The sequence below is a fragment of the Zhongshania aliphaticivorans genome (assembly GCF_902705855.1).
GTDB classification, from domain to species: Bacteria; Pseudomonadota; Gammaproteobacteria; order Pseudomonadales; family Spongiibacteraceae; genus Spongiibacter; species Spongiibacter aliphaticivorans_B.
Map to the genome: position 1 here is coordinate 267,681 of NZ_CACSIJ010000001.1, position 25,511 is coordinate 293,191.

Consider the following 25,511-nt stretch of genomic DNA (forward strand, 5'->3'; position numbering starts at 1 on the left):
CACGAGCGTTACCGCACCGGATACATTTTAAATAAAATCAAACAGTTATAAAAATCCTAGGGTATCTACCCTACCGCGCTAACGCTAAGCTCACTCGATATTACTGCACGCCTTGGCTATACCGGCTGAACACTTGTTCAGCTTTCATGTAACTTGTGACATATAGTGAATATACGTCACAACTATATATCAATAACGTCGTTAAACTCTATTAATAACATTAGAATAAGCTGCTGAGGCTAATACATGAAACTTCACTCACGTCTACGAAACACAACACCACTTGCATTTGTCGCCACTGCCATCCCGCTCTTTCTGCTGTCACCGCTGTCGCACGGTCAGGAGCAAAAGCGTCAAGTTAAATCGGTAATCGAGGAGGTAACGGTAACAGCCCAAAAACGGGAAGAGTCGGTAAACGATGTACCCATCGCTATATCTGCCTTTACCGGCGATTCCTTAAAGGCGCTAGGCGTTGTTGATACCCGCGACCTTGGCAAGCTGGTACCCGGTTTTAACGCCTCTGAAAACGGCTACAACACGCCGGTTTACACTCTTCGCGGAGTGGGCTTTAACGACACAACCTACACCGCCACCTCTACCGTTGGGGTTTATGTTGATGAGGTGAGCCTGCCCTATTCAATTATGACCAAGGGCGCCAACCTAGACCTTGAGCGTGTAGAAGTCTTAAAAGGCCCCCAAGGTACTTTGTTTGGTCGGAACACAACCGGCGGCGCCATTAACTATATTGCGAACAAACCGACCCAAGAGCTATCCGGCTCAGTCAGCGCAAGCTACGGCAAATTCCAACAAAGTGAAGTAGAAGCGGTCATCAGCGGGCCACTGAGCGAAACACTAGCTGCGCGATTAGCGATCAAGAACATCCGCGCGAATGAAGGTTGGCAACACAGTATTACGCGGCCAAATGACACCTTAGGCGAAATAGATAAACAATCATTTCGCGGTATTGTGGAATGGTCCGTCACCGAAGATCTTGAGCTTAGTGTCAATGCCAGTGGCTGGCGTGACCGCAGCGACGCCCAAGCTGCACAGCCAGTCGCGATCAAAGCGGGCAATCCCTTTGTAGGTGACCTTGCACTTGCACCACAGGTTCGCAGCCATCCTGTTGTGCCTAACAGCGACGATCCAAGTGAAGCGGATTGGGTTCCCGGCTACGACTGGAAGGTAAATGACAGCTTCTACAACGCATCGCTGCGCGCTGACTGGTACCTCAACGATACGCTGCGCTTTGTGTCCCTGAGTGCTTATGGCGAGGTGGAATCGGATGGCTCTCAAATACCGGGTTCGGGCCTGTCAGTTTTAAACTCTGAGCAAATAATAAACGCCAGCGTTACTACCGCATCCCAGGAATTCCGCCTACATTCAGAAGGCGCTGATGTGAACTGGGTATTAGGTGCCAACTATAGCTACGACGACGGCCAAGAAGATCACTTGACCTATGTCGACACCATCAGTCTGCTTTTCCAGGACCCCATTACTGGGCAGGCCACAGTGTCAAACCGCGCAGGCGCTAAGGGCGACACCCAAGCTACTGCGGCTTCGGTATTTTTTAGCGCAGACTGGATGTTTAGTGAGGCGTGGTCAGCAACCCTCGGCGCACGCTATTCAGATGAGTCCCGTGACTACAGTGGCTGCTCCTACGAACCCGATGAAGCCAGCGGCGTAGGCACCTCTCAGTTATTTACCGCCTTGTCAGCCCAGCGCGCTCTGCTGGCGCTAACTACCCCAGATATCGTTCTAAAAGGGGAATGCTTTACCTTGGCAGAAGATGGCAGCACCGAGATATTCACCGACACATTGGACGAAGACAATGTTGCCGTACGTGCGGTGCTAACCTGGACGCCTAGTGATACCGCACTACTTTACGCCTCCTTTGTACAAGGCTACAAATCAGGCGGCTACCCTGTCCTCAACGGCAGTGACCAAAAGCAATTAGTGCCGGTTACCCAAGAAAAGCTGCTGGCTTATGAGATTGGTAGCAAGACCGGACTATTTGACGATACATTGCAGTTAAATCTTGCCGCCTTCTACTACGACTACAGCGACAAGCAATTACTGACCCGCATTAACGACGCCGTATTTGGTCCGCTGCCCATACTGCAAAATGCGCCAAAATCCAATATCAGCGGGGCTGAAGTTGATTTGCAATTCCACCCCACCGCAGGTCTTTTCATCTCACTTGCAGCATCGTATATCGACAGTAAAATCGAGGAATTTGAAAGCTTCAACATCAATGGCGAGGCAGAAAACTTTGCCGGACGACCCTTCAATTTCTCACCCAACTGGCAAGGTACCGCACTTGTTGATTATAGCTTCCCCATAAGCACTAACTGGGATATGGGCCTAGCCGTCGACTACAGCTATACCAGCGAAACCAACTCGACAATTGAGGAAGATCCAAATTACGCCCACGATGAATTTGGCCTACTTGGTGCGCGGCTACGCCTTGTTAGTGTTGATGAAACATGGAGTATTGTTGCAGCCGGTCGCAACTTAACAAACGAATACTCAACCATCGGCGTGTTCCAAATTGGCGATTCCGTAGCCCGCTACACCGGACAGCCACGCAGTTACAATCTTTCGGTAAGCTACGCATTCTAAAATGCAAAATAAGTGGCAGCATGTCATTTGCTGCCACTCTTTCTCCCAAGCTACCCGCCGTCAGGAATTTCTGGCTCTACTAATTTGGCAAGTTGCTCAAGCGATTCCTGCCAACCTAAATAACAATTTTCCGTTGGAATTAGGGCGGGAATGCCCGACTGAACGATACTTATATCCGTGCCACAGGAAACCTCCTTAAGATCGATCACCACCTGCATTTCACCAGGTAGATTTTCGTCATCAAAGCGATCGCGATGCACAATCCGTTGATTTAGCTGCAATTCCGTATAAGTAGCGCTAAAAGAATGACTTCCGCCAGTACTGAAATTTTCAAACGACATCCGATAGCCGCCGCCAATACAAACATCGATCTCGTGGATAGTGCCAACAAATCCGTATGGCGGTAGCCAGCGCTCAATCGCGCCTTTATTCGTGAAAGCTTTATAGACCCGCGCCGGCGGCGCTCGTAGTACCCGATGCAGGCGCACTGTTGATTCTTCATTAGCCATAGTCTCTCCTCGCCTTAAAGCTGGGCTTGTTAGTCATGTGTTTGCTTTGCTAGGAGCGCCGTGCGGTAAACCAAAAATGCAGCCGAATTAAGCTCCTCTCAATATAGTCGAATGGCGGCTTGGAAGATCGACACCCACGCAAAAAAATTTACAGTCACAACCCAGAGGCATGCATCCTTCATCTAACGCAGAATTTTTTCCATCGACCTGCCCTTGGCAAGTTCATCGATCAATTTATCTAAAAAACGTATTTTCTGCATGAGCGGATCTTCGACATCCTCCACACGAACACCGCACACCAAGCCTTTAATCTGCGACACATTTGGATGTATAGCGGGGGCCTGCGCGAAGAAACCATAAAAATCAATTTGCTTCTCAAGCTGAGACTCTAGTTCCACCTTATTATATCCGGTCAACCAAGAAATAATTTCATCCACCTCTGCTTTTGTACGACTTTTGCGCTCCGCCTTTTGGACATATAGGGGATACACTTTAGAGAAACTCGTCGTAAAAATTTTATGTCCCGCCACGATAACTCCTCAGTAAATACTCGTATAAGAAGTACACCTTTCACCACATGCTTAATATCGTATTTACGTAAAATGAAATGACCAAACAGCAAGCAGAATTAGCTCGCCTCCTTTGGGGCGCGTAAGGCTTTGCTGTAAAATCCAGATTGATCAAAACAGCAAACCCGTCCCTTACCCGAGGAAAGCATATCGCAGGCATTAGCTATGCGCTTAGCGCGGGTTTTAGATTGCTTGGCAGATTCAATCCAATGTATCCAATCCAGCCTCGCTATGACTGTCGTCTGCGCCCAAACTGCACCGGCATCTGGAGCCTTTCCTAAGGCTAATTTAAAATCTGCAGGCACTTCCGGTTCTGGCTCCTGATCTAGCGGCGTGATTGCAATTGAGACAAGATCGCCAAAATTCACCTCTGCCGATTTCAATACCTCGGCGCTAATTCGCAGCCAGTGACTCAAGTAACCGTCGGGCTCGAGGGTGACGATGAAGCTACTATCATTAACGCTGGCCTCTACCGTTATTCGCCCACGACGAGAAAGAGTGCCACTGAGCGCCTTAGGCAAAATAATAAAGGCCCAGGATTCTTCATTATCAGCCAGCACGGGACGGCGTAATGTTTCTTTAAAATGCTGTTTCATTTCGCCCCACCCAATGCTTTCCACTTAAAACTTTGCTTGGAAATATATCAAATAGGGAAATAATGGTCACCCAGCCTTCAAAGTACGGCAGACAGCTTTGGTTTAGCGATAACAGTGGTATGATGTGGACCATCTGTGCTGCGCATATATACAAATCCGCACCTACGCCACCACTCACTCTTGGAGCAGTTATGAACAGAAAAAAGAAAATGAATAAGCTGCTAAATACCAAGATCAAAAAGACGAACGCAAAAGTACAAACAAAGAACAAGCCCCGCTATATTGCCAAAGCAGATAGACCGACAAACTCAGAAGCTGAATAAACAAAGACTGAACTCTTCCGTGTAGTCCGCTCATTATCCACTATGGATACCGTAACAAACGCAAATATACCCTCTATAACAACAGCAGTAATTTGCCATCCGCTTACCCATTACCTGCTGGCAACTTACCATTAATTGGCACTGCACTGGACGTAAACAAGGTTCTACTTCTCAAGGGTTTATCCCCCAACAACACACTTAACGCTGCGCGGTTCAACTGTTTAGCGGCCCGCAATGCCGTATCTTCGCCAAAATCATCAGCTGCTAATTGCAATAAATCTGCACCAGAAAACACCATGCCAACGGCGTTCTCCGACGCTGGTCTCAAGCCTTCGCCCACTTCAAATTGATAAAACCGATTACTCTCTACGGGCTCTTGGCTTTGTGTGCAATAGGTAAAGTTGATGCCGTAACCGAGTGACTCTAATAAGCCAAATTCGAAACGTCGCAGTGTTGGCTCTAGATCAGCCCCTATTGCAAGTTGACTAATGCAGTGAGTGTAATTAAGAAACACTTCTGAATGGGGATCGAGGGGGTACAGCAGGCGTTCTAATAATTCATTAATATAAAAACCGCAAAATAAAGCACGGCCTTTTAGTGAGTAGCTTTGCTGCTGCTGCACATCAAGTAAAGACTTGAGTTCATTCCTTCCCTGCCAGCTTGCCGATACTAAATTGAACACTTGCAGTGCCGCTCGCCAATGCTGACGAGATCGCCCCGATCCTCGTAGCCCCTTCGCTACGCAGGTAAATCTGCCATGTTCTAAACTAAATAAATCTACTAAGGCGCTAGTATCGCGATAGGGCCGCAAATGCAAAACAAAACACGGCGCCCCATCTACTCTATTCATTTTTACTTAAAGTCGTTGTAACCGAGACTACGCAGCGCTCGTTCGTCGTCGGCCCAGCCAGACTTAACCTTGACCCATAAACGCAGCATGACTTTATTATCAAAGGCGATTTCCATATCCTTGCGCGCTTCGGTGCCGATCTGGCGTAAACGACTACCGCCCTCACCAATAATAATTTTCTTTTGCCCGTCGCGTTCAACCAAAATTAGGGCGCTAATTTCTAATAAACGAGGCGACGCCTTAAATTCTTCAATTTCTACGGTCATTGAATAAGGAATTTCTTCACCTAGCTGACGCATGATTTTTTCACGCACCAATTCAGCCGCAAGAAAACGTTCGCTGCGATCGGTAATTTGATCTTCTGGATACATGTGCGCATTTTCAGGCAAAAACCGCGCAATAACCGCTTCCAACTCTTCCCGATTATGGCCGCGCAATGCTGATATAGGCACAACATGGTCAAAGCTATGCTTTGCTTGCAAGGTTTCAATAAGCGGCAGAATTTGCCCCTTATCATCCAATCTATCGACTTTATTGATAACCAGAACAACGGGGCAACGCGCATTTTTAATATTGCGTAGCACCAACTCATCATCATCGGTCCAGCGATCTCTATCCACCACAAATAAGACTAAATCGACATCTTTCATCGCTGAGCTTGCCGCACGGTTCATATAGCGATTCAAGGCCCTCTCTTCTTTCACATGTAAACCCGGTGTATCTACATAAATAAACTGATTCTCACCCTCGGTTTTTATACCCAGCACCTGGTGCCGGGTAGTCTGGGGTTTACGCGAGGTAATACTTATTTTCTGGCCAAGAATATGATTTAGCAAAGTAGATTTTCCCACATTGGGGCGGCCTACAATGGCGACAAAACCACAGCGCTGCTTACTCATATCTTTCGACTCGTCATTACTCATTCAGTATCCTTTAAGGCAGCCAGCACCTTTTCTGCGGCGGCTTGTTCGGCCTTGCGACGGCTGCTACCCGAAGCCGATATCGCTGACTTTAACAACAATACCGAACAACTCACTATAAATGTTTGTTGATGATCAGCGCCTTCAGTATCTAGCAATTGATAATCAGGTAAAGGCAACTTACGCGCCTGTAAAAATTCTTGAAGGCGGGTTTTGGCATCTTTATGACTAGATTCGGGGTTAAGTACCGCAAGTCGAGATTCAAACCACGACAAAACGCGCTCGCGGCAAATATCAAAACCAGACTCAATATAAATGGCCCCAATCAATGCTTCTACCGCATCAGCAAGGGTAGAGTTACGACGATGACCACCGGTATTTTTTTCACCCGCACCCAGTCGTAAAAACCCTCCCAACTCAAACTCTGTTGCTAACTCGGCCAAAGTTTTGCCACTCACCATTAACGCGCGAATACGGCTTAGCTCACCTTCACGCAAATCAGGAAAGCGCTTATACAATACTTCAGCAATGATCATATTGAGCAGCGAATCGCCTAAAAACTCAATACGCTCATTATTGTTTGCACTGAAACTACGGTGGGTAATGGCCATTGCTAACAATGACTCATCCTTAAATTGGTAGCCAATCTTCTGACATAGCTCGTCAGGGGTTCTCAATTTCAACTCCGAGGTACCACAAATACAGCTTCGTCAAAGCGAACCACGGCATCAACATTAAACATTATCGGGGTTCTCTTTTCGTAGCGCGCATCAATAACGACACCTTTTTTATCATTGCTGATTTTAATATCTCGCAATGAAATCGCTTCAATGCGATTAGTGATAAAGCGATTGGACAAATCACTACGAATACCCGCTGGCGTTGGCTCATCGCTGCGTTCTTCGTCAACCACGTCAGTTATGATTCGTGTCAGCGTCCAATAATCAACATATATAGGCATTAATTTCACGGCGATGGTCGCAAATACGATGACTACAACTAATACCACGAGTGTAGAAATCATTCCCATGCCAGTCTGTGTTGTTTTCATTTTAATGTCCTATCGCTAGCGAATACGGCCCACTCTATTAAAATTTGGTAAATCGCTAAATGAATGCCAATGCATCCAAATAGCAAATGCCTGACCTACAATATTCTCTTGTGGAACCTGCCCCCACACTCGACTATCACTACTGTTATCGCGATTATCACCCATCATAAAATAGTGCCCCGCTTCAACCTTGGTGACAAAATCGCCGCGATAAATACGCTTATCGTGATGTACCAAATGATTAACCGCGCCCAACTGTTCGCTTAATACCTGCGTAACCGGCTGCAGAGGCGGCACCTCTGCAATCAAAGATTGCTGAACGATTTCACCGTTTACGTAGAGCTGTTTATTGATGTAGCGGATCTCGTCCCCAGGCAGCCCGATCACCCGCTTTATAAAATAGCGGCTATCGTTAGGTGGGAAAAACACCATCACGTCGCCCCGCTCAGGCTCACCGACTTCAAGTATTTTGGTGCCGACAACGGGTAAACGCAGCCCATACTTGAATTTATTTACTAGTATATAGTCACCGACCTCTAAGCTCGGCACCATTGACGCTGACGGAATTTGGAATGGCTCAATAATAAATGAGCGCAGAACTAAAACTACTAATAAAACAGGAAAAAAAGACCGGGCATTCTCTGCAATTGGCAGCATGCCTCCGAATTCGTTTTTAAGTGTGTCTTGATCCTGTTTTACAAAGTAGGTGATATAAACCGCTACATTGCCTGCACTAACATATGCTTGTCGCGCTTTTTCGAATACAAATCGATCAAGCCCACCAATAATACNCGCGACGATAGTAAGAACGACTAAAGCAAGTGCAAAATCTCCGTCTTTAATCAGGACAACGCTAGCAATCCATATAAACCAAGTAAATACGACCAAGCGGTAAGTCCACTCCAACCATCTCGGCACAACTTGTTGACGAAGTGTTATTGCATCGCTGGCAGTGCGCTTTTCGGCACACCATTGCAAGGCCTGCTGCATTTGGCGGCGGCCTTTAACCTCTTGAACCAACCAAACGACCAATGAAACAGCCGCAACCACCATCAGAATTAAATTCACCATGCGGCTATTTATCCTTTAACTATCAATTTTAAGTACAGCCAAAAATGCTGTTTGTGGAATTTCGACATTACCCACTTGTTTCATCCGCTTTTTACCGGCCTTTTGCTTTTCTAATAGCTTGCGCTTACGTGACACGTCGCCACCATAACACTTGGCTGTCACATTTTTCCGCAAAGCTTTAACGGTTTGCCGTGCTATAACATGGCCACCAATTGCAGCTTGGATCGCAACATCAAACATCTGCCGAGGAATTAATTCCTGCATTTTATCAACTAATTGGCGTCCACGATTTTGCGCAATATCGCGATGTACAATCAACGCCAAGGCATCAACTCTATCACCGTTTATTAATACGTCCAGTTTCACTAAATTGGCCGCTTCAAAACGGTCAAAACTATAGTCTAGGGATGCAAAGCCACGGCTGACAGACTTTAGCCTATCAAAAAAGTCTAACACAACCTCGCTCATTGGAATCTCCCAATTCAGCGACACCTGTTGCCCAAGAAATTGCATATCTTTTTGAATACCACGTTTCTCAGCACACAGGCTAATAACATTGCCTAAATGCTCTTGCGGCACGAGGATATTTACTCTGGCGATTGGCTCGCGGGTTTCTTCTAGCTCACCAGGGTCGGGCATCGATGAGGGGTTATCGACCATCACAACTTGGCCGTTCTTTTTAAGAACTTCGTAGATAACTGTTGGCGCGGTTGTGATTAAATCGAGATCGTACTCACGCTCTAAACGCTCCTGAATGATCTCCATATGCAAAGTGCCAAGGAAACCACAGCGGAAACCAAAACCTAAGGCGTCTGAACTTTCTGGCTCATAGAACAAAGACGCATCATTCAAAGTTAGTTTGCTCAACGCAACGCGAAAATCTTCATAGTCCTCGGTCGATACCGTAAACAATCCCGCATAAACCTGCGGCTTCACTTTTTTAAAGCCCGGTAAAGATGCGACTGTTGGCGTAGATGCATGAGTAAACGTATCGCCAACTGGCGCACCGTGAATATCTTTAATACCCGCGATAACAAATCCAACTTCACCGGCGCGCAATATACCCGTCGCAGTTTGTTTGGGCGTAAAAATACCGACTGAGTCCACCACTTGCGATTTACCAAGTGATTTAGTAATTATTTTATCGCCACGTTTCAGCGTGCCGTGCTTAACGCGCACCAAGGAGACGACACCTTGGTAGTTATCAAACCATGAATCAATAATCAAGGCTTGCAATGGTGCATCTGGATCACCCACCGGCGGCGGAATCTTAGCCACTAAATGCTCTAGCGCATCAACAATGCCCATGCCAGACTTAGCCGACACGGCAACTGCCTCACTGGCATCAACACCTATGATCTCTTCAATTTCATGCTTTACCTTGTCTGGATCTGCCTGTGGCAAATCCATTTTGTTCAGAATAGGCAGTACTTCCAAGCCCTGCTCTATCGCCGTGTAACAGTTCGCAACTGATTGGGCCTCTACACCCTGCGCCGCATCGACCACCAGCAAAGCGCCTTCACAGGCCGCTAAGGAGCGAGATACTTCGTAGGAAAAGTCAACGTGACCAGGCGTGTCAATAAAGTTTAGCTGATAGGTTTTACCGTCAAGCGCGGTGTAGTTCAGCGTGACAGATTGGGCTTTAATGGTAATACCGCGCTCGCGCTCGATATCCATTGAATCTAATACTTGGGCTGACATTTCACGCTCTGTCAAACCACCACAGGTTTGGATGAAACGATCAGCAAGGGTAGATTTACCATGATCAATATGGGCAATTATTGAGAAATTGCGAATTAAATCGAGACTGGACACGCTCGGCTTATACCTCAGAGAAACAAAAATGATGAAATTTCAGAGGCGCGATTGTATCGCAAAGCCACGGCTCTAGGCTATGAATGACTCACTCGGAATAGAGCGTAGCGCTAATAGCAAGCGAATCAACCGTAGTTGGGGTGTATTTAGCCACTACCGAGGCCTGAAAAGCGGGTTTATTCTGAATATACATGGCGTGTAAGCGAACAAACACCATGCCCAGCACAAAACCCAGTAAGGCACCCACCGCAGCGACCCCATCACTAGAGGCATACTGTGAAGCCAATGCCATACCGGCAATCATGCTGAGCAGAGGGAGCAAATACACCATCATCGCGCCAGTAATCAAGGCACGCTCTGGAATACTGATTTCGACTTCATCATCTAAATGAAAAGCATCAGCAGACTGGGAACCGAGTAGTACTCGTAACTGATTACGACGCCCGTCAGTTGCTTTATTCATTAAACCTTGGCCGCAACCTTTTTGCGCCGCACAGCTGCCGCAAGTACTGCGGCGAATAGTTTCAACCCACAGTGCCTTGTCTTCAATGCCGACAACACGCCCCGTTTCAGTTATCACCGCTGATCCCAGCTCAAAGATTTTGCTACCTGTTTGGCAGTTAGCATAGGGACCTCGCCCACCACGGTCGCAAACATTCCACTTTCGGGAAAGGCAACAGTATAACTAACCGACGCACCGCGCCGCATACCGCCCTCAGTAACAGCCACTGCACCGGAATCCGTCGTTAACAGCGGCTCAACAAATACTGACATTACCGCAAGACCATCGGTGTAGGTCATTGCGGCATTGCCGTCACCAGCTTCTTTTAGTGGCGTAAAGCCAGCGGGAATCCAGTCTGGCCGCCACACTCGTATATGCATCGCGGCCGGATCATTTACAGCAACGTCTTTATGCTGCACTTCAATAGCACCGTCCACAATCAGTTCATTGTCAGGAATATTTAAATCCAGCATCACATACTGAAAGCGCTCAAGCACTTTGCCCTGCTGATTTACAATATCTGAACGCAGCAATAAGCCGGTTTCGCTGTCCAGCGACAATTTATAACCTAGGCGGTACACATCACGTGGTTTTATTGACAATATAACGGCATCGCGGCCAGCCACTCGGCCTTCACCCTCGACATCGACATCGTAATAGCGATAAAAGCCCTGCTCATCATCTGCGTTAAAAAGACGAATTAACTGGGGGCCGGGATGAACACAATTCACATCGTGTCCGTGATGAACCAAATCTTGATGGTTGCCGTCCAGCGACTCTAAGGCCTCAAACTCTTTACCATCGTGAACGGTGTGAGTAATGCGGTAACTGCTAAGCTGCTCACCTAACTGATAAGTAACAATAGCGCGATAGTTCAGCTCACGATGACTGTGCGTCATCTTATTGAGCAGTTCGCTACCGGATTCAAGACTGAATACTGGGGCGCTAACTAATATTGCAGCTAGCGCCGTAAAGGCAAGCCGAACGATCACGCTATTCGGACTCCTGAGACACTACACGTGCGTAAGACACCATGCCTTGACCGTTATTAAACGCAGCCCGATCTGTGTGCTTGCGCAAATACGCCTCAAAGCGTTTACGCGCTTCAACGTCATTATTCAGCAACGGCCCAGCAGGAGATGCCTGCGCCTGAGCACTCACCGCCACGCCACCAACAGCGGCTGATGAAGCTTGTGCAGGATAAACGCGGCCACTCACGCCATTGTTATCCGCCACCATTTGCGTTGAGCCGCCAAACATATTGCTGCCCATTGAGCCAATAACCACCACTGCAGCAACACTTGCAGCAATAGCTAACCCAGACATAGCCTGCTTCCAGCCCGTTCCGCCGCCACTCATTAGCTCTTCGTCGGCAATCTCAGCCATAACTCGCGACGAAATATCCCATCCCATGAATGGATTACTTTCGTTTTTGAGCAACTGCTGTGAGCGGTGCAAATCAGCCCATTCGGTACGGATTGCTTGCTCGTCGGCAGTGAGAATACGCCGAAGCTCAAGCTCGCTAGCCTCGCCATCCATCAATGCTGATAGAGATTCTCTGACGGTATCGTTCATACTTCCACCTCTTCGCCACTTATCTGGGCTTTAACTCGCAGATCGACTGCCTCTCGGGCGCGAAAAATACGCGACCGAACCGTACCGACCGGACAATCCATTACCGATGCAATATCTTCATAACTCAAACCATCAAACTCGCGCAGGCTAAGTGCCGACCGCAAATCTTCTGGCAGGGCCTTTATAGCGTCCTGTACCACTTTCTTCAGCTCTGCGCCGTAAAGTTGGTTTTCCGGCGTTTCTATATCCTTCAGGCCAGAGGGGCCCTCGAAATACTCCGCGTCAGCAACATCAACATCAACACCAGGTGGACGGCGATTACGCGCTACCAGATAATTTTTTGCGGTATTAATCGCAATCCGGTAAAGCCATGTATAAAACGCACTGTCACCCCGAAATTTAGGTAGCGCGCGATAGGCTTTTATAAATGCCTCCTGCGCCACATCCTGAATTTCGTCATTATCTTTCACATAACGTGAAATCAAGCCGAATATTTTGTGCTGATACTTGAGCACGAGCATATCAAATGCGCGTTTATCGCCCTTTTGTACCCGCTCAACCAGCTGCTGATCCGTCTGTTTAGGCTCGGCCATATTGCCTCACCGCAAGCCATTCGGCAGCATCTGTTGAATAGACCACCATGGCTAAAAGAAGTTCTCTCATCGTATCCCTTTTCAGCATATCCACCGCTTAATGCGATGGTTACGCAGGCAAATATTGGTAAGGCGACTTTCTATCAGTATACTTTGCGCCAATTTAGATCCCGAGCAGCATATTATAGCTGCACTGTGGCAGGAGCAAATAACAACATGACCCACTACCATTCACACGATGTTCTGGTGATAGGCAGCGGCGCCGCAGGTCTCACTTTAGCGCTGCAACTCGCGGATAGTGCACGCATCGCGGTTATCAGCAAAGGCGAGCTTAACGCCGGATCCACGTATTGGGCACAAGGCGGCATTGCCGCAGTGCTCCACGACGGTGACACCATCGATGCTCACGTCGCCGATACTCTGGCCGCTGGCGCCCAACTCTGCCACGAAGACAGCGTGCGCTTCACCGTTAAAAATAGCAGTGACAGCATTAAATGGCTGCTATCACAGGGCGTGCAATTTAGTCGCTACGAACAAAGCAGCGACGCCTTTCACCTAACGCGCGAAGGAGGCCATAGCCAGCGTCGTATTATTCACGCAGCGGACGCAACCGGACGAGAAGTATCAGAAACACTCACTAATCGCGCGAAAGAAAACGCCAACATTGAAATCTTTACAAGGCACGTCGCCGTAGACTTAATTATCGCACAAGATCACTGTCACGGCGCTTACGTGCTGAACAGAGACAGCGGGCACGTCGAATTGTTCCACGCAAAAGCCATTGTGTTAGCGACCGGCGGCGCTAATAAAGCGTATTTGTATACCAGTAATCCCGATGGCGCTAGTGGTGACGGTATCGCCATGGCTTGGCGGGCAGGATGCCGCGTGGCAAATATGGAATTTAACCAATTCCATCCGACCTGCCTTTACCACCCTAAAGCTAAATCGTTCCTTATTACTGAGGCCATTCGTGGTGAAGGTGGCCGGCTGATTTCCGCCAACGGCGAACGTTTTATGTTCCGCTACGACGAGCGTGGTGAGCTAGCCCCCCGCGACGTGGTTGCTCGCGCCATTGACCATGAAATGAAGCGACTCGGCAGCGACTGCGTCTATCTCGACATTAGCCACAAATCACCCGAGTTTTTACTCGAGCACTTCCCCACCATAAAGGCCCGCTGCCTTGAACTCGGGATCGACATAACCCGCGAAGCCATCCCCGTTGTACCTGCCGCGCACTACACCTGCGGCGGAGTGATGGTAGATCAATACGGCCAAACCGATATTCCAGGGCTATACGCCATTGGCGAAACGTCATTTACAGGGCTGCACGGCGCGAACCGCCTCGCGAGCAACTCTTTGCTAGAGTGCTTCGTTTACGGCACTTCCGCAGCAGCAGATATCCGCCAACGACTGGCAGATCTACCCTCACCAAAGATTGCACTACCGTGGGATGAGTCGCAAGTTACCGACTCTGACGAAGACGTGGTTATATCCCACAACTGGGATGAATTACGGCGTTTTATGTGGGATTACGTTGGTATTGTTCGCACCAATAAACGCCTACAGCGCGCACTAAATAGAGCAGCCCTACTCCAGCAGGAGATAGATGAATACTACTCCAATTACAAAGTCAGCAATGACTTATTGGAATTACGAAATCTTGCCATGGTCGCAGAACTGATTATTCGCTCGGCCTTGCAGCGCACCGAGAGCCGAGGCTTACATTACACCTTAGATTACCCTCAGCAATCCGATATCGCCGAAGACACCATCCTTACACCGGACAACTTCCACAAGAGTAGCGAGACTTAAGGAATACGCGCGAAATTAGCGATTTGACGAAGTTTTCGATACTGATGTGCATCAAGGTGATCCGGCAACACCAGCACCGATTGCACTCGACCACTGAGAAGCCGAAAACGCAATACCACAGCAAAAGGCAATACCACCGCATCTAGCCAATCGACTTGCTGAGCGCCTAGCGTTGAGGAATATCTGACATCACCGCGGAAAATACGCCAACGATTATCTGCAAAAGCAATATGACCCAGCGAGTGATAATGCAAAAAATAAACATCGCGATATATGTAAAAACCCGCGCTGAACAGCAATAACACCATCAACACCACCGCGACAAAGGGTGGCACAAGCAAGTATAAACCCATCACCGCGAGGCCATGCACCCCCACAAAATAACCATATAACAGCCGTGAGGGACGAAACTTAAGATCTAGGGGTTTTGGTGAACGCATTAATGTCATCGACGATCATCGCCAAATCAGGGTCTTCCGGAAGATTTCGACCCAGAAACCACATAAATAAATCCGTGTCCTCACTCTCAAGTAAATTAATAAAGCGTTGCTGATTATCAGCATCCAAATCTCTAAAGCGATGCTCCACGTACGGCACCATAACCAAATCCAACTCCAGCATGCCGCGACGGCAGGCCCAGCGAATTCGCTTGAACTCGTTTTCTGAAACCATTATTTTCCACTTCATCACGGTAGCCTGCATTAAGCGGCTACAAAAACGCGTATTATAGCGGCAATCGGCGGCAATCACACCGCAGCTAACTTTATACTTACACCTCGGCACCTAGCAGCAACACCTCTGAGACACTATGAATACATTTTGGGAATGTTTAACAGATCAATATCCTAAGAGCACCCTATCGGCAGGGCATTACTGGAAGGTTGCTAGTTCACCAAGCGCGGAGCTTAGTGACTGCAATATCAGCGCGCTTAGTCAATACGGCTTTCTTGCCATTGAGGGGCCTGACAGCAGTAAATTTCTACAAGGCCAAACCACCTGCGATTGGCGCAAAATAGACACCGAAAACGCCGCGCTGGGAAGCTATTGCAATATTAAAGGCCGCATGGTGATAAGTTTTATCGCGGGTATGCGCAGCAGTGACAACGTACTACTCAGGCTCCATGCCGATACCGCCGAGTCAGCCTGTGCCACACTGGCAAAGTACATTGTATTCTCAAAAGCGAAAATTCGTGACGCGACATCCGAATACGTAGCGATTGGCATCTCCGGCAAAAGCGCCAGAAGCCAGTTAATACAGCACATAGGCATGGCCCCCACTGCACTAATGAAGCAAGTCACCGACGGCCAAACCGTTTTAGTACAGCTAGACGATGAAGGTGAGCGATTTGAATGCTGGACACTGGCAGAGTCCGCTATTGAGCTATGGGCGAAGCTAAGCACCAACGCCACCGCGATAGACTCGACCCACTGGGAGGCCCAAAACATTGCAGCAGGTCTTGGTGAAATTTGCGCCGCCACCCAAGACACTTTCATTCCCCAAATGCTAAATTACCAACTTATTGGCGGCGTTAGCTTTAATAAAGGCTGTTATACCGGTCAGGAAGTGGTTGCCAGAATGCAATACCGCGGCAAGCTCAAGCGTCGTTTGTATCGCGCCACAATGGCTCAATCTGACGGTACATTTAGCCACGCCCCCGGTACAGATTTATATAGCGGTGATCAAACACAAAGTATTGGCAACCTGGTATCGGCGGTTGAAAACAAGGACAAGGTTGAATTATTAGCGGTACTAACGGAAGACTCAGTAGCAGCAAACAATATTCATTTTGCAGATGAATCCATCTGCTTAACAATATTAGACCTGCCTTACGCCCTTCCTTCTGCCGAATAAACACTGTGGCGCAGTATCTGCGCCACATACTTCGGCAAAACAAATGCGATTATTAAATACGCTTCAGCACCATTCGGGTACCGGCATTCATAAGCGGCACCAATAAACGATCGTAGCAGCTAGGCAATAATCGCTGAACCACATCCAGCAACTTAGCATCACCCCCGATAAGTACCCGCGTCTTGGATTTACGCATTCCACGTATAATAACCGCAGCGGCTTTTTCTGGCGTGGTGGCAGCAATGCTATTAAAAAGATCCGCCGTTTTCCCAATATCAGCCGCGTTACCCGTAATCGAATTTAGGTGCCTGCCATTATTGGCTATATTGGTTTTTATACCACCGGGATGCACCGTAACCACCTTTACCTTGGTGTCACGTAAATCTTGACGCAAGGATTCTGAATAACCTCTTACCGCAAATTTAGCGGCGTTATACGACGATTGCGACGGTACCGACATCAAACCAAATAAAGACGAAATATTGACCACGCAGGCTTCTGGGCGCTCCAGCAACTCAGGCAAGAAAGCCTCTACCCCGTTAATCACACCCCAGTAATTAATACCGAACACCCACTCCATTTGTTCACGCGGCTGCTCAGCGGCGTGGCAACTCAGCGCCACGCCTGCATTATTAATAATTCCATCTACCACTCCAAAGTGCGCCTTTACTGACTTTGCCCACGCTTTCATGGCCGCATTATCGCTAACATCTAATTTAGCCAAAAATAGCTCAGACTCATCGCCATACTCACGAAGAACTTGTAAGTTTGCCTCGACAATATCTGAAGCCGCAACCCGGGCCCCAGCAGCTCTTAAACCAATAACCAACGCTCTACCAATACCTGATCCGGCACCGGTCACGGCGATAACTTTATTATTAAAATTTTTCACCCTAAGCCTCTAAATTAACTTGCCGTCGCCACAGAAGACTCTAATTCTGCCACCGCATTAGACGCGTTCACAAACTCATACTCCGCCGCAGAAAAATGCCGTGTTGTTAATCGATACTGCCAAGAGAAACTCGGCCACAAGGTGGTGTTTTTACCGTCTTTGGTTAGGTACCAACTATTACAACCCGACGTCCACGTGGTGCCCTTAAAGCGCTCTTGTATATCGGCATTAAACTCGCGCTGAACCATCGGCTTTAAATCAAGATATTTATTCTGACTTTTTCGCAGCGTTTTTAAATATTTCAAAATATAATTAATTTGTGATTCGATATAGAAAATCACTGAGGTGTTACCCGGCCCTGTGTTTGGTCCCATGACGTACATCATGTTGGGATAACCTGACACCGCTATACCCTTATAAGCCTCACAACCTATCGCCCAATCCTTTGCAAGCAAGCGGCCACCCACTCCGCGAATAGGGATCGGCGCACCAGAAACAGGCACTTTAAAACCGGTAGCATAAACAATCGCATCCACCTCATGGCGCTGGCCATCACTGGTGCATATGGCCGTCTCATCAATCTTGTCAATACCCTCTACACAGACATTGACGTTACTCTTAGTCAAAGCAGGATAATATTCATCCGACAACAAAACCCGCTTACAGCCCATCGCATATTTAGGCGACAATTTATTCTGCAAAGCAGGATCACTCACCACTTTACGTAAATAACGCCGCGCGATGGTTTCGCCGAACCTTGTAAGAAAACTGTCCCACATAAAAGCAGGCACCACACTTTCAGCCATCAAATATTGCAGGCGACGCACAGTTGTTTGCACCATCGGCCAGCGCCTGTATAGGTCTTGGCGCTCAGGGCTAAGCGGTTTATCAAACTTGGGCATTACCCACGGTGGCGTGCGCTGGAAAACGCTAAGCTCCGCTACTTGAGATTGAATGGACGGAACAACTTGGATCGCACTCGCGCCAGTACCAATAACAGCAACACGCTTACCTGAAAGGTCATAACTTTCATCCCATTCCGCTGTATGCATTACTTTGCCAGCAAAATCATCAACACCCGTTATTTCAGGATATTGAGGGATATTTAAAGCACCAATTGCCATAACGACAGCACGCGCTTGACGCTGGCCGCCATCTGAAAATGTCAGTCGCCACAGACCTGTGACTTCACAAAAATCCATTGCCGTTAATGACGTATTGAATTCAATTTTGTCACGCAACTTATATTTTTCTGTGCAATGGCGCAGATAGCGATGAATCTCTTGCTGCGGGCCAAAAGTTCTACCCCAGTCAGGATTTGGCTCGAAGGAAAACGAATATAAATGTGAAGGCACATCACAGGCCGCACCCGGGTATACATTGTCTCGCCACACCCCACCTACATCGCTCGCACGCTCATAAATCACAAAGTCATTAAGCCCTTGCTGCTGCATGCGAATGGCCACGCCCAAGCCACCAAAACCAGCACCAATTATGGCAACTTCGTCGACACGCCTATTACTTTGAGAATTATTTTTATCGTTGGTCATTGTCTATATCACTCGTGTTTGTGCTCGCCAGAAGTCACCAACAACTCTTGCCGTCAGGCGCGGATCTTCAAGCATGGGTAAGTGGCCCACTCCGGGTAAAATCATCGCCTTAGCACCGGCGATTTGCTCACAAAATTGATCAGCGCACGTTACGTCCAAAACCTGATCCGAATCGCCCCACAACACCAACGTCGGCGCCGTAATTTTATTCAAGCTTTGATACGTATCTTTGAGGGAGTCCACCAAATGCGAAAAAATATAGTCATTAACGCATTTTCGATGGCTCATCGCGCCCGCCATAAAACAACTTAAAACCATGCCAAATGCACGTTGCCGCCTATGTAAGGCAATGGCAAAAACCTGCCATGTATCGCCCCGCTTGCCTGGCGCCAAATAATTCACACCCGCTGCCAAACCACTTTCTAATTGGCTAAGATGCCGACCTGGCACACCCGCCGCATTCATTAAACATAAGGTGTCGACTAATTGGGGGTGACGCGAGGCAAGCTGCGCCGCAATAGCGCCGCCCATAGAACTACCGGCAAAGTGTGCTTTTTCGACCCCCAACAGTTTCAGCCATGCCGCAATTCGATCTGCCTGAGGTGCCATTCGATAATCGGCGTCGACATGAAAGTCACTGTCGCCAAACCCCGCTAAGTCGGGCACCAATAGATAGTAGTCACTACGTAATTTTGCGGTTAAATAACTCCAATTTTCTTTGCTCGATCCAAAGCCATGAAGCAAGACAACAACTGGGCCAGCGCTATTCCCACCGGCCCAATAACAAATATTGTGATCATCTACCTGCGTTACTCTACGCTTCAATCCTGCCTGCAAACCCATTACCGGCTGTAGGCGCTTCCATAAGGTCGCTTTAGGCCGCCAGTTAGCAAGCGCTGCGCGATCAACATTGGCCAGCGGCGTAGCCAAATAGCGATCACGCATGACATCTAACTCGGCCAAAATGGCAGTATTCTTCTCTGCAATTCCGCTCACCGCGATCATGCCGTAGCACCTGTTACCGCATTGTCGTAGGCAGCCACTTCGCCAACAAGTGAATCTATATCAGCTAGGTAATGTGCGTTGTCATGATCCCAAGGATGAAAGCCCGGTTTAAAGTAATCCAGCCAATCAGGAATTATTCGGCGCAATGCCCCCGGCGAACCCCACAAAAAGTTAGTCACTTTAATCCAGCCCCGAATATTGAAGAGCTGACCTTCACGGCGCACTAAACCGATATGAAAAGGAATAACCATCATCCAAAAGATAAATGTCGCAGTAAGTAGTGCCAAACAACGATGCAAATACCCTGACAAACCACCACCCAACACCTGCTGATACACGTCGTAGGCAACAGCCTTGTGCTCCGTTTCTTCTAGTGCGTGCCACTTCCATATCGCAGCGTAACGTGGCTCAGCCCCTTCTAAACTGCGGGGTTCACTTAACACCATATTGGCTAGAATTGCTGTCAAATGCTCTAACGCAATTGTGGTGGCGAGCTGCATAGACTTTGGAGTGAATCGGGTAAGAAATTTCAATAAGCGAATCACAATCCGACCATAGCGGTCCGCAGGCAGACCCTTTGCCACCAAGGCATCGTTGTACTCTTCATGCTCTCTACCGTGCATCGCTTCTTGCCCAATAAATCCTCTCACCGATTCCCCTAATTCCGGATCGTGAATACGATCTCGGTAATGACGCACGCTATCAATAAAGAAGCGCTCACCGTCTGGAAAGAATATCGACAAGGCATTGAAGAAATGGGAGACATGGGCACCACCTGCGTGCCAATCGCCTATACGGTCTTTTGGCAGGTGGAATTCTAGATTACGGCGTACTGGCTGGATTATAGTTTTCACAAATCATCCTCTTATGAATCATCTTATTATGTAACACCATTTAATGTCACATTAATCATGACATCACCCAATGTCAAGTAGATTCGAATAAATCTGCTGTTGGTATATTTTGCACTTTAACGTTCAGCACGAGGCCAAATTTCTATGAAAGAAATCTGGCCTCGTGCTCTCGAAGAAAGGAATAACGCTCACGCGTCTTATCAGAAGGGGTTGAAATTAGCGTACTCAGCCAAAGCGGCTCGCTTACGTAATGCTTTTAAAGTTTCAAATGGATTATCAACAATCATCGCATTTACTAACCCAGAAGGCAGCGAACCCACCGGATTCAGATGTAATTGAAATACCACTTTAGTTTGCGTGTCGCTAAGAGGACTTAACTCAAAAAAGCCTTGAACTTCTTCTACCCTCACCGCATCGGTGTTTGGTGGCATCGCTTCTTTAGCTTTGACAGGTAACGCATCGACACCAACACCGGTGAGTTTTACGGTAGTAATACGACTGATCGGGTCTTGGGAAATTTCATTACGTAAAATCAATTCCCGATCAGCCGCCGGCCACGGGAAATCATTAATCAAATACTGATAGCGATCCAACAAACTTGCCTTATAAAGCAACTTTGGGCTTTTGCATTTAAACATCCAATGTACAAAACCCTCGGTGTCGTCTAGCACCGCCATCAATTGATTAAGCTCCGCATTTATAATGGTTTCACCACGAAATGCTCGATAGTCAGAGCCATCTACAATTCGTGTAAAAACCTGAATACCGCCCTCATCTTTCTCTAGCCTCCATTCAGCGGCTACTAATGAAAAACTAAGCAACATTAACGCGAGAACTTGCAAACACTGACCTTGTAGCTTCTTCATATTTCCCTCAGCCTTTAATCTCAGTCGCTTTTAAATTTCATCGCGCTACCGCTAGCGAAATACTCCCCCAGCGGCAGTAAGCATTAATGAAATGGCCAAATCACATACGATATGTAAACTGCATCGCAATCGAGCGTGGAGGTTCAATAAAGCCCGTATGGCTCGTAGCACCAAAGATAGTTTTTGACAGCGGTGTATCAGCTGCATATACCACAACCACTTTGTCGGTTAAGTTTTTACCCACCAACGCCAACTCCCACTGTTTATCAATTGGGCCAATACCAATACGGCCATTCACTTTAATAAAACCATCTTGCTCAACCCGTGGGTCAAGGTTAGATGAGGGATTGTAGTTATCGGTAAACACAAAATCTAAGCCCATACCGATGCCCATCGTAGGGCTAATCGGACGAATATAGCCTATAAGAAAGGTGCCCGACCAATCGGCAACATATTGGTTACTCTGTCCAGTGTAATCACAAAATAAGCCGTCATCCGAGGTAGCCGCTTGGTCTTGCTGACACTGCCCATTTTTAAAATCAGTGAACTCAAAGTCTAATATTGCTAAAGCACCGCCCAAACTTAAGTAATCCGTGATTTGCCAGCGACCATCCATCTCAATCCCCATCGTGACAGCCTCTTGAGCATTACCAACATTAAAGCCGAGCGTACCGTCGAAAAGGCTAATTTGAAGATCGTTATACTGGGTATAAAAAGCGGCAATATTGAATTCGGCTGCACCATCCAGAAGCCCTGTTTTCAGACCTAACTCAAGACTTGTCGCCTCTTCCTCTTCGTACTCAAAGGTTCCGACCAAAACCTGCTGGTTCGCAACCAATGCATTAGGGTTACGCGGAGTAGGGTCAGAACTTGGCGACATATTGGAGCGCGCGTCAAAGCCACCCGCTTTAACACCCTTGGTCGCCGTAAAGTAAGCCATCCCCTCGTCTGAATAGTCCCACTGTATATTTAATAGCGGCGAAAAGGATGTCTCTGTTCTCTTACCTTTAAGATCATGGCGCTCAGCAGAAAATGTGATCGCGGAAACCGTATCTACCTCACCTATCGGTAAAACATTGCCATCAAGGTCGGCAAACTCAAGCTTACGGCTACCGGTTTTTTGCTCAAGAGTTCCACGCCCACCTAAGGTCAAGCGAAGGTTGTCACCAAAATGAAAGGTCGTCTGTAAAAACGCAGAGAATATATTAGATGTACTTAAAAATTTACGCGGCGCCGTAATATTCGCCACTGCATTACCCGCATCACCAACGCCGAGAACTTCCTCTGGCGCACCACTTAGTTGAAGCGGATCAATGTCGCCGCGCCCGCCCGCTTCCAATAAATCGGCGGCATTAAGCAACTGCACAACCGTCGCCGAGTCTTGAATTAACTTATCGCGGAAATCGAGCTCGTTGCGCTGCATATACACACCGCCAATATACTCAACATCTTCACCACCCGGCGACACCCAACGAAATTCCTGACTGTACTGGGTGTAATCTTCGCCCAGCGCTAATTTAAATAATTCCGCAGCGGTAGCATCACAGTCGCAAAGGTCGCTATAACTATAGTGTAAATAACCCGTGATCGCGGTAAATTCATGCCCGCTATCGGTAACTCTTGTTAAATTAGTGGTTAAATTCAAGGTTTCGTTGTTACTGAAATCACCATTGGAAGTGCGCTTAAAATCTTGATAATTATTCAATACTGAGTCGTCGATATTGACGTCAACAACACCAGGAAATTGGGTGTTATTTAGAATCTCAGCCTCGGTCTTACCGGTGAATAAAAATACGTCTGATGTTGAAGGCTCATCATTAATAACTTCAGCCTGACGCCCCACACTATCGAAGGTACCTGTTTCAATCTTCGCTAAAAGCGTTGTCTTGTCATCAATTTCCCAAGCCGCTTTTAAACGGAAGGTCGCTTGGTCGTATTGGGGCTCATCGCGATCTAAAAAAAGGTTTTCTACAAAGCCACCGTATTCACGAAGACGGGCTGAGAACCGTAAACCTAGAGTGTCAGTCACTGGGCCAGACAACATGATATCGGCCACCTTTTCGTCGTACTTCGGCTCATATAAAGTAGAAAACAGGGCTTCGAAATAATCTGAGGGATTCGCCGTAATCAGATTTACCGCGCCAGCAATACTATTTTTACCGTGCAAAATATTTTGCGGGCCGCGCAACACCTCTACCCGTGCTAAATCTAGAAATGGCGCCCGCGCAAGCTGAGCACGCCCATAATAAATTCCGTCTACATACATACCCACGGATTGTTCAAAACCTTGGTTCATCCCCGTACCGATACCACGAATAAAAATATCGGTGCTGATACCACTTTCCGTTACGGTTAGATTAGGAACATAAGCTTGGAGGTCCTCCATACGGTTTATACCCGCCTCCATCATTTTTTCGCCACCGATTGCGCTAACCGAAACCGGAACATCTTGGAGACTTTGAGTTCGATGCTGGGCCGTGACCACCACCTCCTCTAAAACGGCGGCAAAAGCCCCTGCCGGTGCCAAACTCATGGCCAACAAACAAAATGAAACGGACGTATTGCGACTACCCATAATTCAAGACCTGCTATCAATTTTATTGTTATACTACACGCCACTATGTAACAGCGTTTGATGGGACATTAATTCGCGACCAAGCCTATGTCAAGAAAATGTTGACATCGACACCATTGGAATAATACCAACATAAAATTCAAGCTAGCCCAAGCACATTGTATTAAGCGAATGCTTTAGTAAGAATTGCCAAATAAAATCAAACCGTTACAAGACAGGTCTACTTAACTTCGAGGGTGCCAAGCACAGTGAAAAGCATGAAATTTCCCGAAGACACCATAAGCAGTATGGCCCAGCTACTACCGCAAACTGGGTTTACTGCCGATGTTCAAAACGCCGACCACCAGCGTGACTACTCCGTTGAAGAACTCGCTTTAGCAGCCAACACCACAGTTCGTAACATCCGCGCTTACCAAGACCGGGGCGTACTCCCCCCGCCAGCGCTACAGGGCCGAAAAGGCGTGTATAGTAACGTCCACTTATCTCGTCTTCGGCTTATCGCCAATTTACTCGATCGGGGCTACACCCTCTCTAGTATTCGCGAGCTAATCTCGGCGCTTGAGGAAGGCATTGGTCTGAGCGAAGTACTTGGCATAGAATCGGCACTTAACTCACCATGGACAAATGAGTCACCAACAAATATCGCCATGACCGAGCTAGTCAAAATGTTTGGCACCAAATTGACCCCCTCTGCGGTAAAAACTGCACACGATCTTGGCTTATTCTCTATTTCGGGCACCCACCTTCGGGTCTCGAGCATGAACACACTAAAAGTTGCCGAAGAACTTTGTGCTACCGGTATTCCTTTAGATGAGTTATTAGATATTTTGCGAATGATGCGAGGCAATGTGCAGCGTGTTGCAAATGAGTTTGTAAAATTAATATCTCACCACGTACTTGAGCCCTATGCAGAACAAAAGCTACCACCGCCAGAAGAGCTACCCAAAATTGCTGAATTAATCTGGCGATTACGGCCACTCGCTGAAAAAGTAGTCGATGCCGAACTGGGTCGTGCGATGGAAATCGCCGCCAGTGAATTCCTAGCAGACACCTTAGAATCCATCATGGATGATCTGCCAAAAGATACGACAAACAAAGATTAACCTAGCTCA

General features: G+C 47.6%; 26 protein-coding genes. 5 read left to right on the plus strand and 21 right to left on the minus strand.

What is annotated here, in order from left to right; all coding sequences use genetic code 11:
- The first annotated feature begins 246 nt into the window (after positions 1 to 246).
- The gene (locus GVJ32_RS01210) at positions 247 to 2,619 is read left to right on the plus strand and encodes a TonB-dependent receptor (protein WP_159238228.1); all 2,373 of its coding nucleotides are present in this window, start codon (positions 247 to 249) and stop codon (positions 2,617 to 2,619) included.
- 50 nt (positions 2,620 to 2,669) lie between these two features.
- Here the strand turns inward: GVJ32_RS01210 and GVJ32_RS01215 are convergent, their stop codons facing one another.
- From GVJ32_RS01215 to GVJ32_RS01225, 3 genes are all read right to left on the minus strand, one after another.
- On the minus strand, positions 2,670 to 3,128 hold the full coding sequence (locus GVJ32_RS01215) for an SRPBCC family protein (protein ID WP_159238229.1): 459 nt from the start codon (positions 3,126 to 3,128) through the stop codon (positions 2,670 to 2,672).
- A gap of 182 nt (positions 3,129 to 3,310) precedes the next feature.
- Complete coding sequence (locus tag GVJ32_RS01220) at positions 3,311 to 3,658, minus strand: DUF2200 domain-containing protein (protein WP_159238230.1); 348 nt, start codon at positions 3,656 to 3,658, stop codon at positions 3,311 to 3,313.
- A gap of 98 nt (positions 3,659 to 3,756) precedes the next feature.
- Positions 3,757 to 4,293 (minus strand): YdeI/OmpD-associated family protein, encoded by a 537-nt coding sequence (locus GVJ32_RS01225; protein WP_159238231.1) that lies wholly within the window; start codon positions 4,291 to 4,293, stop codon positions 3,757 to 3,759.
- 191 nt (positions 4,294 to 4,484) lie between these two features.
- Between GVJ32_RS01225 and GVJ32_RS01230 the strand changes: the two genes are divergently transcribed.
- Complete coding sequence (locus tag GVJ32_RS01230; protein ID WP_159238232.1) at positions 4,485 to 4,616, plus strand: DUF2986 domain-containing protein; 132 nt, start codon at positions 4,485 to 4,487, stop codon at positions 4,614 to 4,616.
- A gap of 103 nt (positions 4,617 to 4,719) precedes the next feature.
- Here GVJ32_RS01230 and recO read toward each other — a convergent pair whose 3' ends face one another.
- The 10 genes from recO to rpoE form a co-directional block, all read right to left on the minus strand.
- Positions 4,720 to 5,466 carry a DNA repair protein RecO gene (gene recO, locus GVJ32_RS01235; protein WP_159238233.1) on the minus strand — a complete coding sequence of 249 codons (747 nt, stop codon included), beginning with the start codon at positions 5,464 to 5,466 and terminating at the stop codon, positions 4,720 to 4,722.
- A 2-nt stretch (positions 5,467 to 5,468) separates the two neighbouring features.
- The gene (gene era, locus GVJ32_RS01240; protein WP_235034997.1) at positions 5,469 to 6,389 is read right to left on the minus strand and encodes a GTPase Era; all 921 of its coding nucleotides are present in this window, start codon (positions 6,387 to 6,389) and stop codon (positions 5,469 to 5,471) included.
- Positions 6,386 to 7,063 carry a ribonuclease III gene (gene rnc / locus GVJ32_RS01245; protein ID WP_159238234.1) on the minus strand — a complete coding sequence of 226 codons (678 nt, stop codon included), beginning with the start codon at positions 7,061 to 7,063 and terminating at the stop codon, positions 6,386 to 6,388. The genes era and rnc overlap by 4 nt, the downstream gene beginning before the upstream one ends.
- A gap of 2 nt (positions 7,064 to 7,065) precedes the next feature.
- Entirely contained in the window at positions 7,066 to 7,437 is a 372-nt protein-coding gene (locus GVJ32_RS01250; RefSeq protein WP_159238235.1) for a DUF4845 domain-containing protein, read from the minus strand.
- A gap of 15 nt (positions 7,438 to 7,452) precedes the next feature.
- Positions 7,453 to 8,508 (minus strand): signal peptidase I, encoded by a 1,056-nt coding sequence (lepB, locus tag GVJ32_RS01255; protein WP_159238236.1) that lies wholly within the window; start codon positions 8,506 to 8,508, stop codon positions 7,453 to 7,455.
- Between the two features lie 15 nt (positions 8,509 to 8,523).
- Positions 8,524 to 10,323, minus strand: a complete 1,800-nt coding sequence (gene lepA, locus GVJ32_RS01260) for a translation elongation factor 4 (RefSeq protein ID WP_159238237.1) — start codon at positions 10,321 to 10,323, stop codon at positions 8,524 to 8,526.
- An 88-nt stretch (positions 10,324 to 10,411) separates the two neighbouring features.
- Entirely contained in the window at positions 10,412 to 10,903 is a 492-nt protein-coding gene (locus GVJ32_RS01265; protein ID WP_159238238.1) for a SoxR reducing system RseC family protein, read from the minus strand.
- On the minus strand, positions 10,900 to 11,817 hold the full coding sequence (locus GVJ32_RS01270; RefSeq protein ID WP_159238239.1) for a MucB/RseB C-terminal domain-containing protein: 918 nt from the start codon (positions 11,815 to 11,817) through the stop codon (positions 10,900 to 10,902). Before GVJ32_RS01270 ends, GVJ32_RS01265 begins: the two co-directional genes overlap by 4 nt.
- A gap of 1 nt (position 11,818) precedes the next feature.
- The gene (locus GVJ32_RS01275; protein WP_159238240.1) at positions 11,819 to 12,400 is read right to left on the minus strand and encodes a sigma-E factor negative regulatory protein; all 582 of its coding nucleotides are present in this window, start codon (positions 12,398 to 12,400) and stop codon (positions 11,819 to 11,821) included.
- A complete protein-coding gene (rpoE, locus tag GVJ32_RS01280; RefSeq protein WP_159238241.1) occupies positions 12,397 to 12,993 on the minus strand; it encodes an RNA polymerase sigma factor RpoE in 597 nt (198 codons plus the stop codon). Before rpoE ends, GVJ32_RS01275 begins: the two co-directional genes overlap by 4 nt.
- 216 nt (positions 12,994 to 13,209) lie before the next feature.
- Here rpoE and nadB point away from each other — a divergent pair, with 216 nt between their 5' ends.
- On the plus strand, positions 13,210 to 14,805 hold the full coding sequence (gene nadB / locus GVJ32_RS01285; RefSeq protein ID WP_159238242.1) for an L-aspartate oxidase: 1,596 nt from the start codon (positions 13,210 to 13,212) through the stop codon (positions 14,803 to 14,805).
- Here the strand turns inward: nadB and GVJ32_RS01290 are convergent.
- Both GVJ32_RS01290 and GVJ32_RS01295 read right to left on the minus strand, forming a co-directional pair.
- Positions 14,802 to 15,245, minus strand: a complete 444-nt coding sequence (locus GVJ32_RS01290) for a protein YgfX (protein WP_235034998.1) — start codon at positions 15,243 to 15,245, stop codon at positions 14,802 to 14,804. The two genes, nadB and GVJ32_RS01290, sit on opposite strands and share 4 nt — an antisense overlap.
- Entirely contained in the window at positions 15,217 to 15,492 is a 276-nt protein-coding gene (locus tag GVJ32_RS01295; RefSeq protein ID WP_235034999.1) for a succinate dehydrogenase assembly factor 2, read from the minus strand. Before GVJ32_RS01295 ends, GVJ32_RS01290 begins: the two co-directional genes overlap by 29 nt.
- A 121-nt stretch (positions 15,493 to 15,613) precedes the next feature.
- Here GVJ32_RS01295 and ygfZ point away from each other — a divergent pair, with 121 nt between their 5' ends.
- Positions 15,614 to 16,657 carry a CAF17-like 4Fe-4S cluster assembly/insertion protein YgfZ gene (ygfZ, locus tag GVJ32_RS01300; protein WP_159238244.1) on the plus strand — a complete coding sequence of 348 codons (1,044 nt, stop codon included), beginning with the start codon at positions 15,614 to 15,616 and terminating at the stop codon, positions 16,655 to 16,657.
- Positions 16,658 to 16,709: 52 nt separating this feature from the next.
- Here ygfZ and GVJ32_RS01305 read toward each other — a convergent pair whose 3' ends face one another.
- From GVJ32_RS01305 to GVJ32_RS01330, 6 genes are all read right to left on the minus strand, one after another.
- Positions 16,710 to 17,549 (minus strand): SDR family NAD(P)-dependent oxidoreductase, encoded by an 840-nt coding sequence (locus GVJ32_RS01305; RefSeq protein WP_159238245.1) that lies wholly within the window; start codon positions 17,547 to 17,549, stop codon positions 16,710 to 16,712.
- A gap of 14 nt (positions 17,550 to 17,563) precedes the next feature.
- Positions 17,564 to 19,099 carry a flavin-containing monooxygenase gene (locus GVJ32_RS01310; protein WP_159238246.1) on the minus strand — a complete coding sequence of 512 codons (1,536 nt, stop codon included), beginning with the start codon at positions 19,097 to 19,099 and terminating at the stop codon, positions 17,564 to 17,566.
- Positions 19,100 to 19,102: 3 nt separating this feature from the next.
- Entirely contained in the window at positions 19,103 to 20,104 is a 1,002-nt protein-coding gene (locus tag GVJ32_RS01315; RefSeq protein WP_159238247.1) for an alpha/beta fold hydrolase, read from the minus strand.
- Positions 20,101 to 20,958 carry a metal-dependent hydrolase gene (locus tag GVJ32_RS01320; RefSeq protein WP_159238248.1) on the minus strand — a complete coding sequence of 286 codons (858 nt, stop codon included), beginning with the start codon at positions 20,956 to 20,958 and terminating at the stop codon, positions 20,101 to 20,103. The genes GVJ32_RS01315 and GVJ32_RS01320 overlap by 4 nt, the downstream gene beginning before the upstream one ends.
- 200 nt (positions 20,959 to 21,158) lie before the next feature.
- Positions 21,159 to 21,824 (minus strand): hypothetical protein, encoded by a 666-nt coding sequence (locus tag GVJ32_RS01325; protein WP_159238249.1) that lies wholly within the window; start codon positions 21,822 to 21,824, stop codon positions 21,159 to 21,161.
- A 100-nt stretch (positions 21,825 to 21,924) separates the two neighbouring features.
- On the minus strand, positions 21,925 to 24,399 hold the full coding sequence (locus GVJ32_RS01330; protein WP_159238250.1) for a TonB-dependent receptor: 2,475 nt from the start codon (positions 24,397 to 24,399) through the stop codon (positions 21,925 to 21,927).
- Positions 24,400 to 24,656: 257 nt separating this feature from the next.
- On the opposite strand from GVJ32_RS01330, the gene GVJ32_RS01335 reads away from it, so the two are divergent.
- Entirely contained in the window at positions 24,657 to 25,502 is an 846-nt protein-coding gene (locus GVJ32_RS01335) for a MerR family transcriptional regulator (RefSeq protein WP_235035025.1), read from the plus strand.
- Positions 25,503 to 25,511 lie beyond the last annotated feature (9 nt).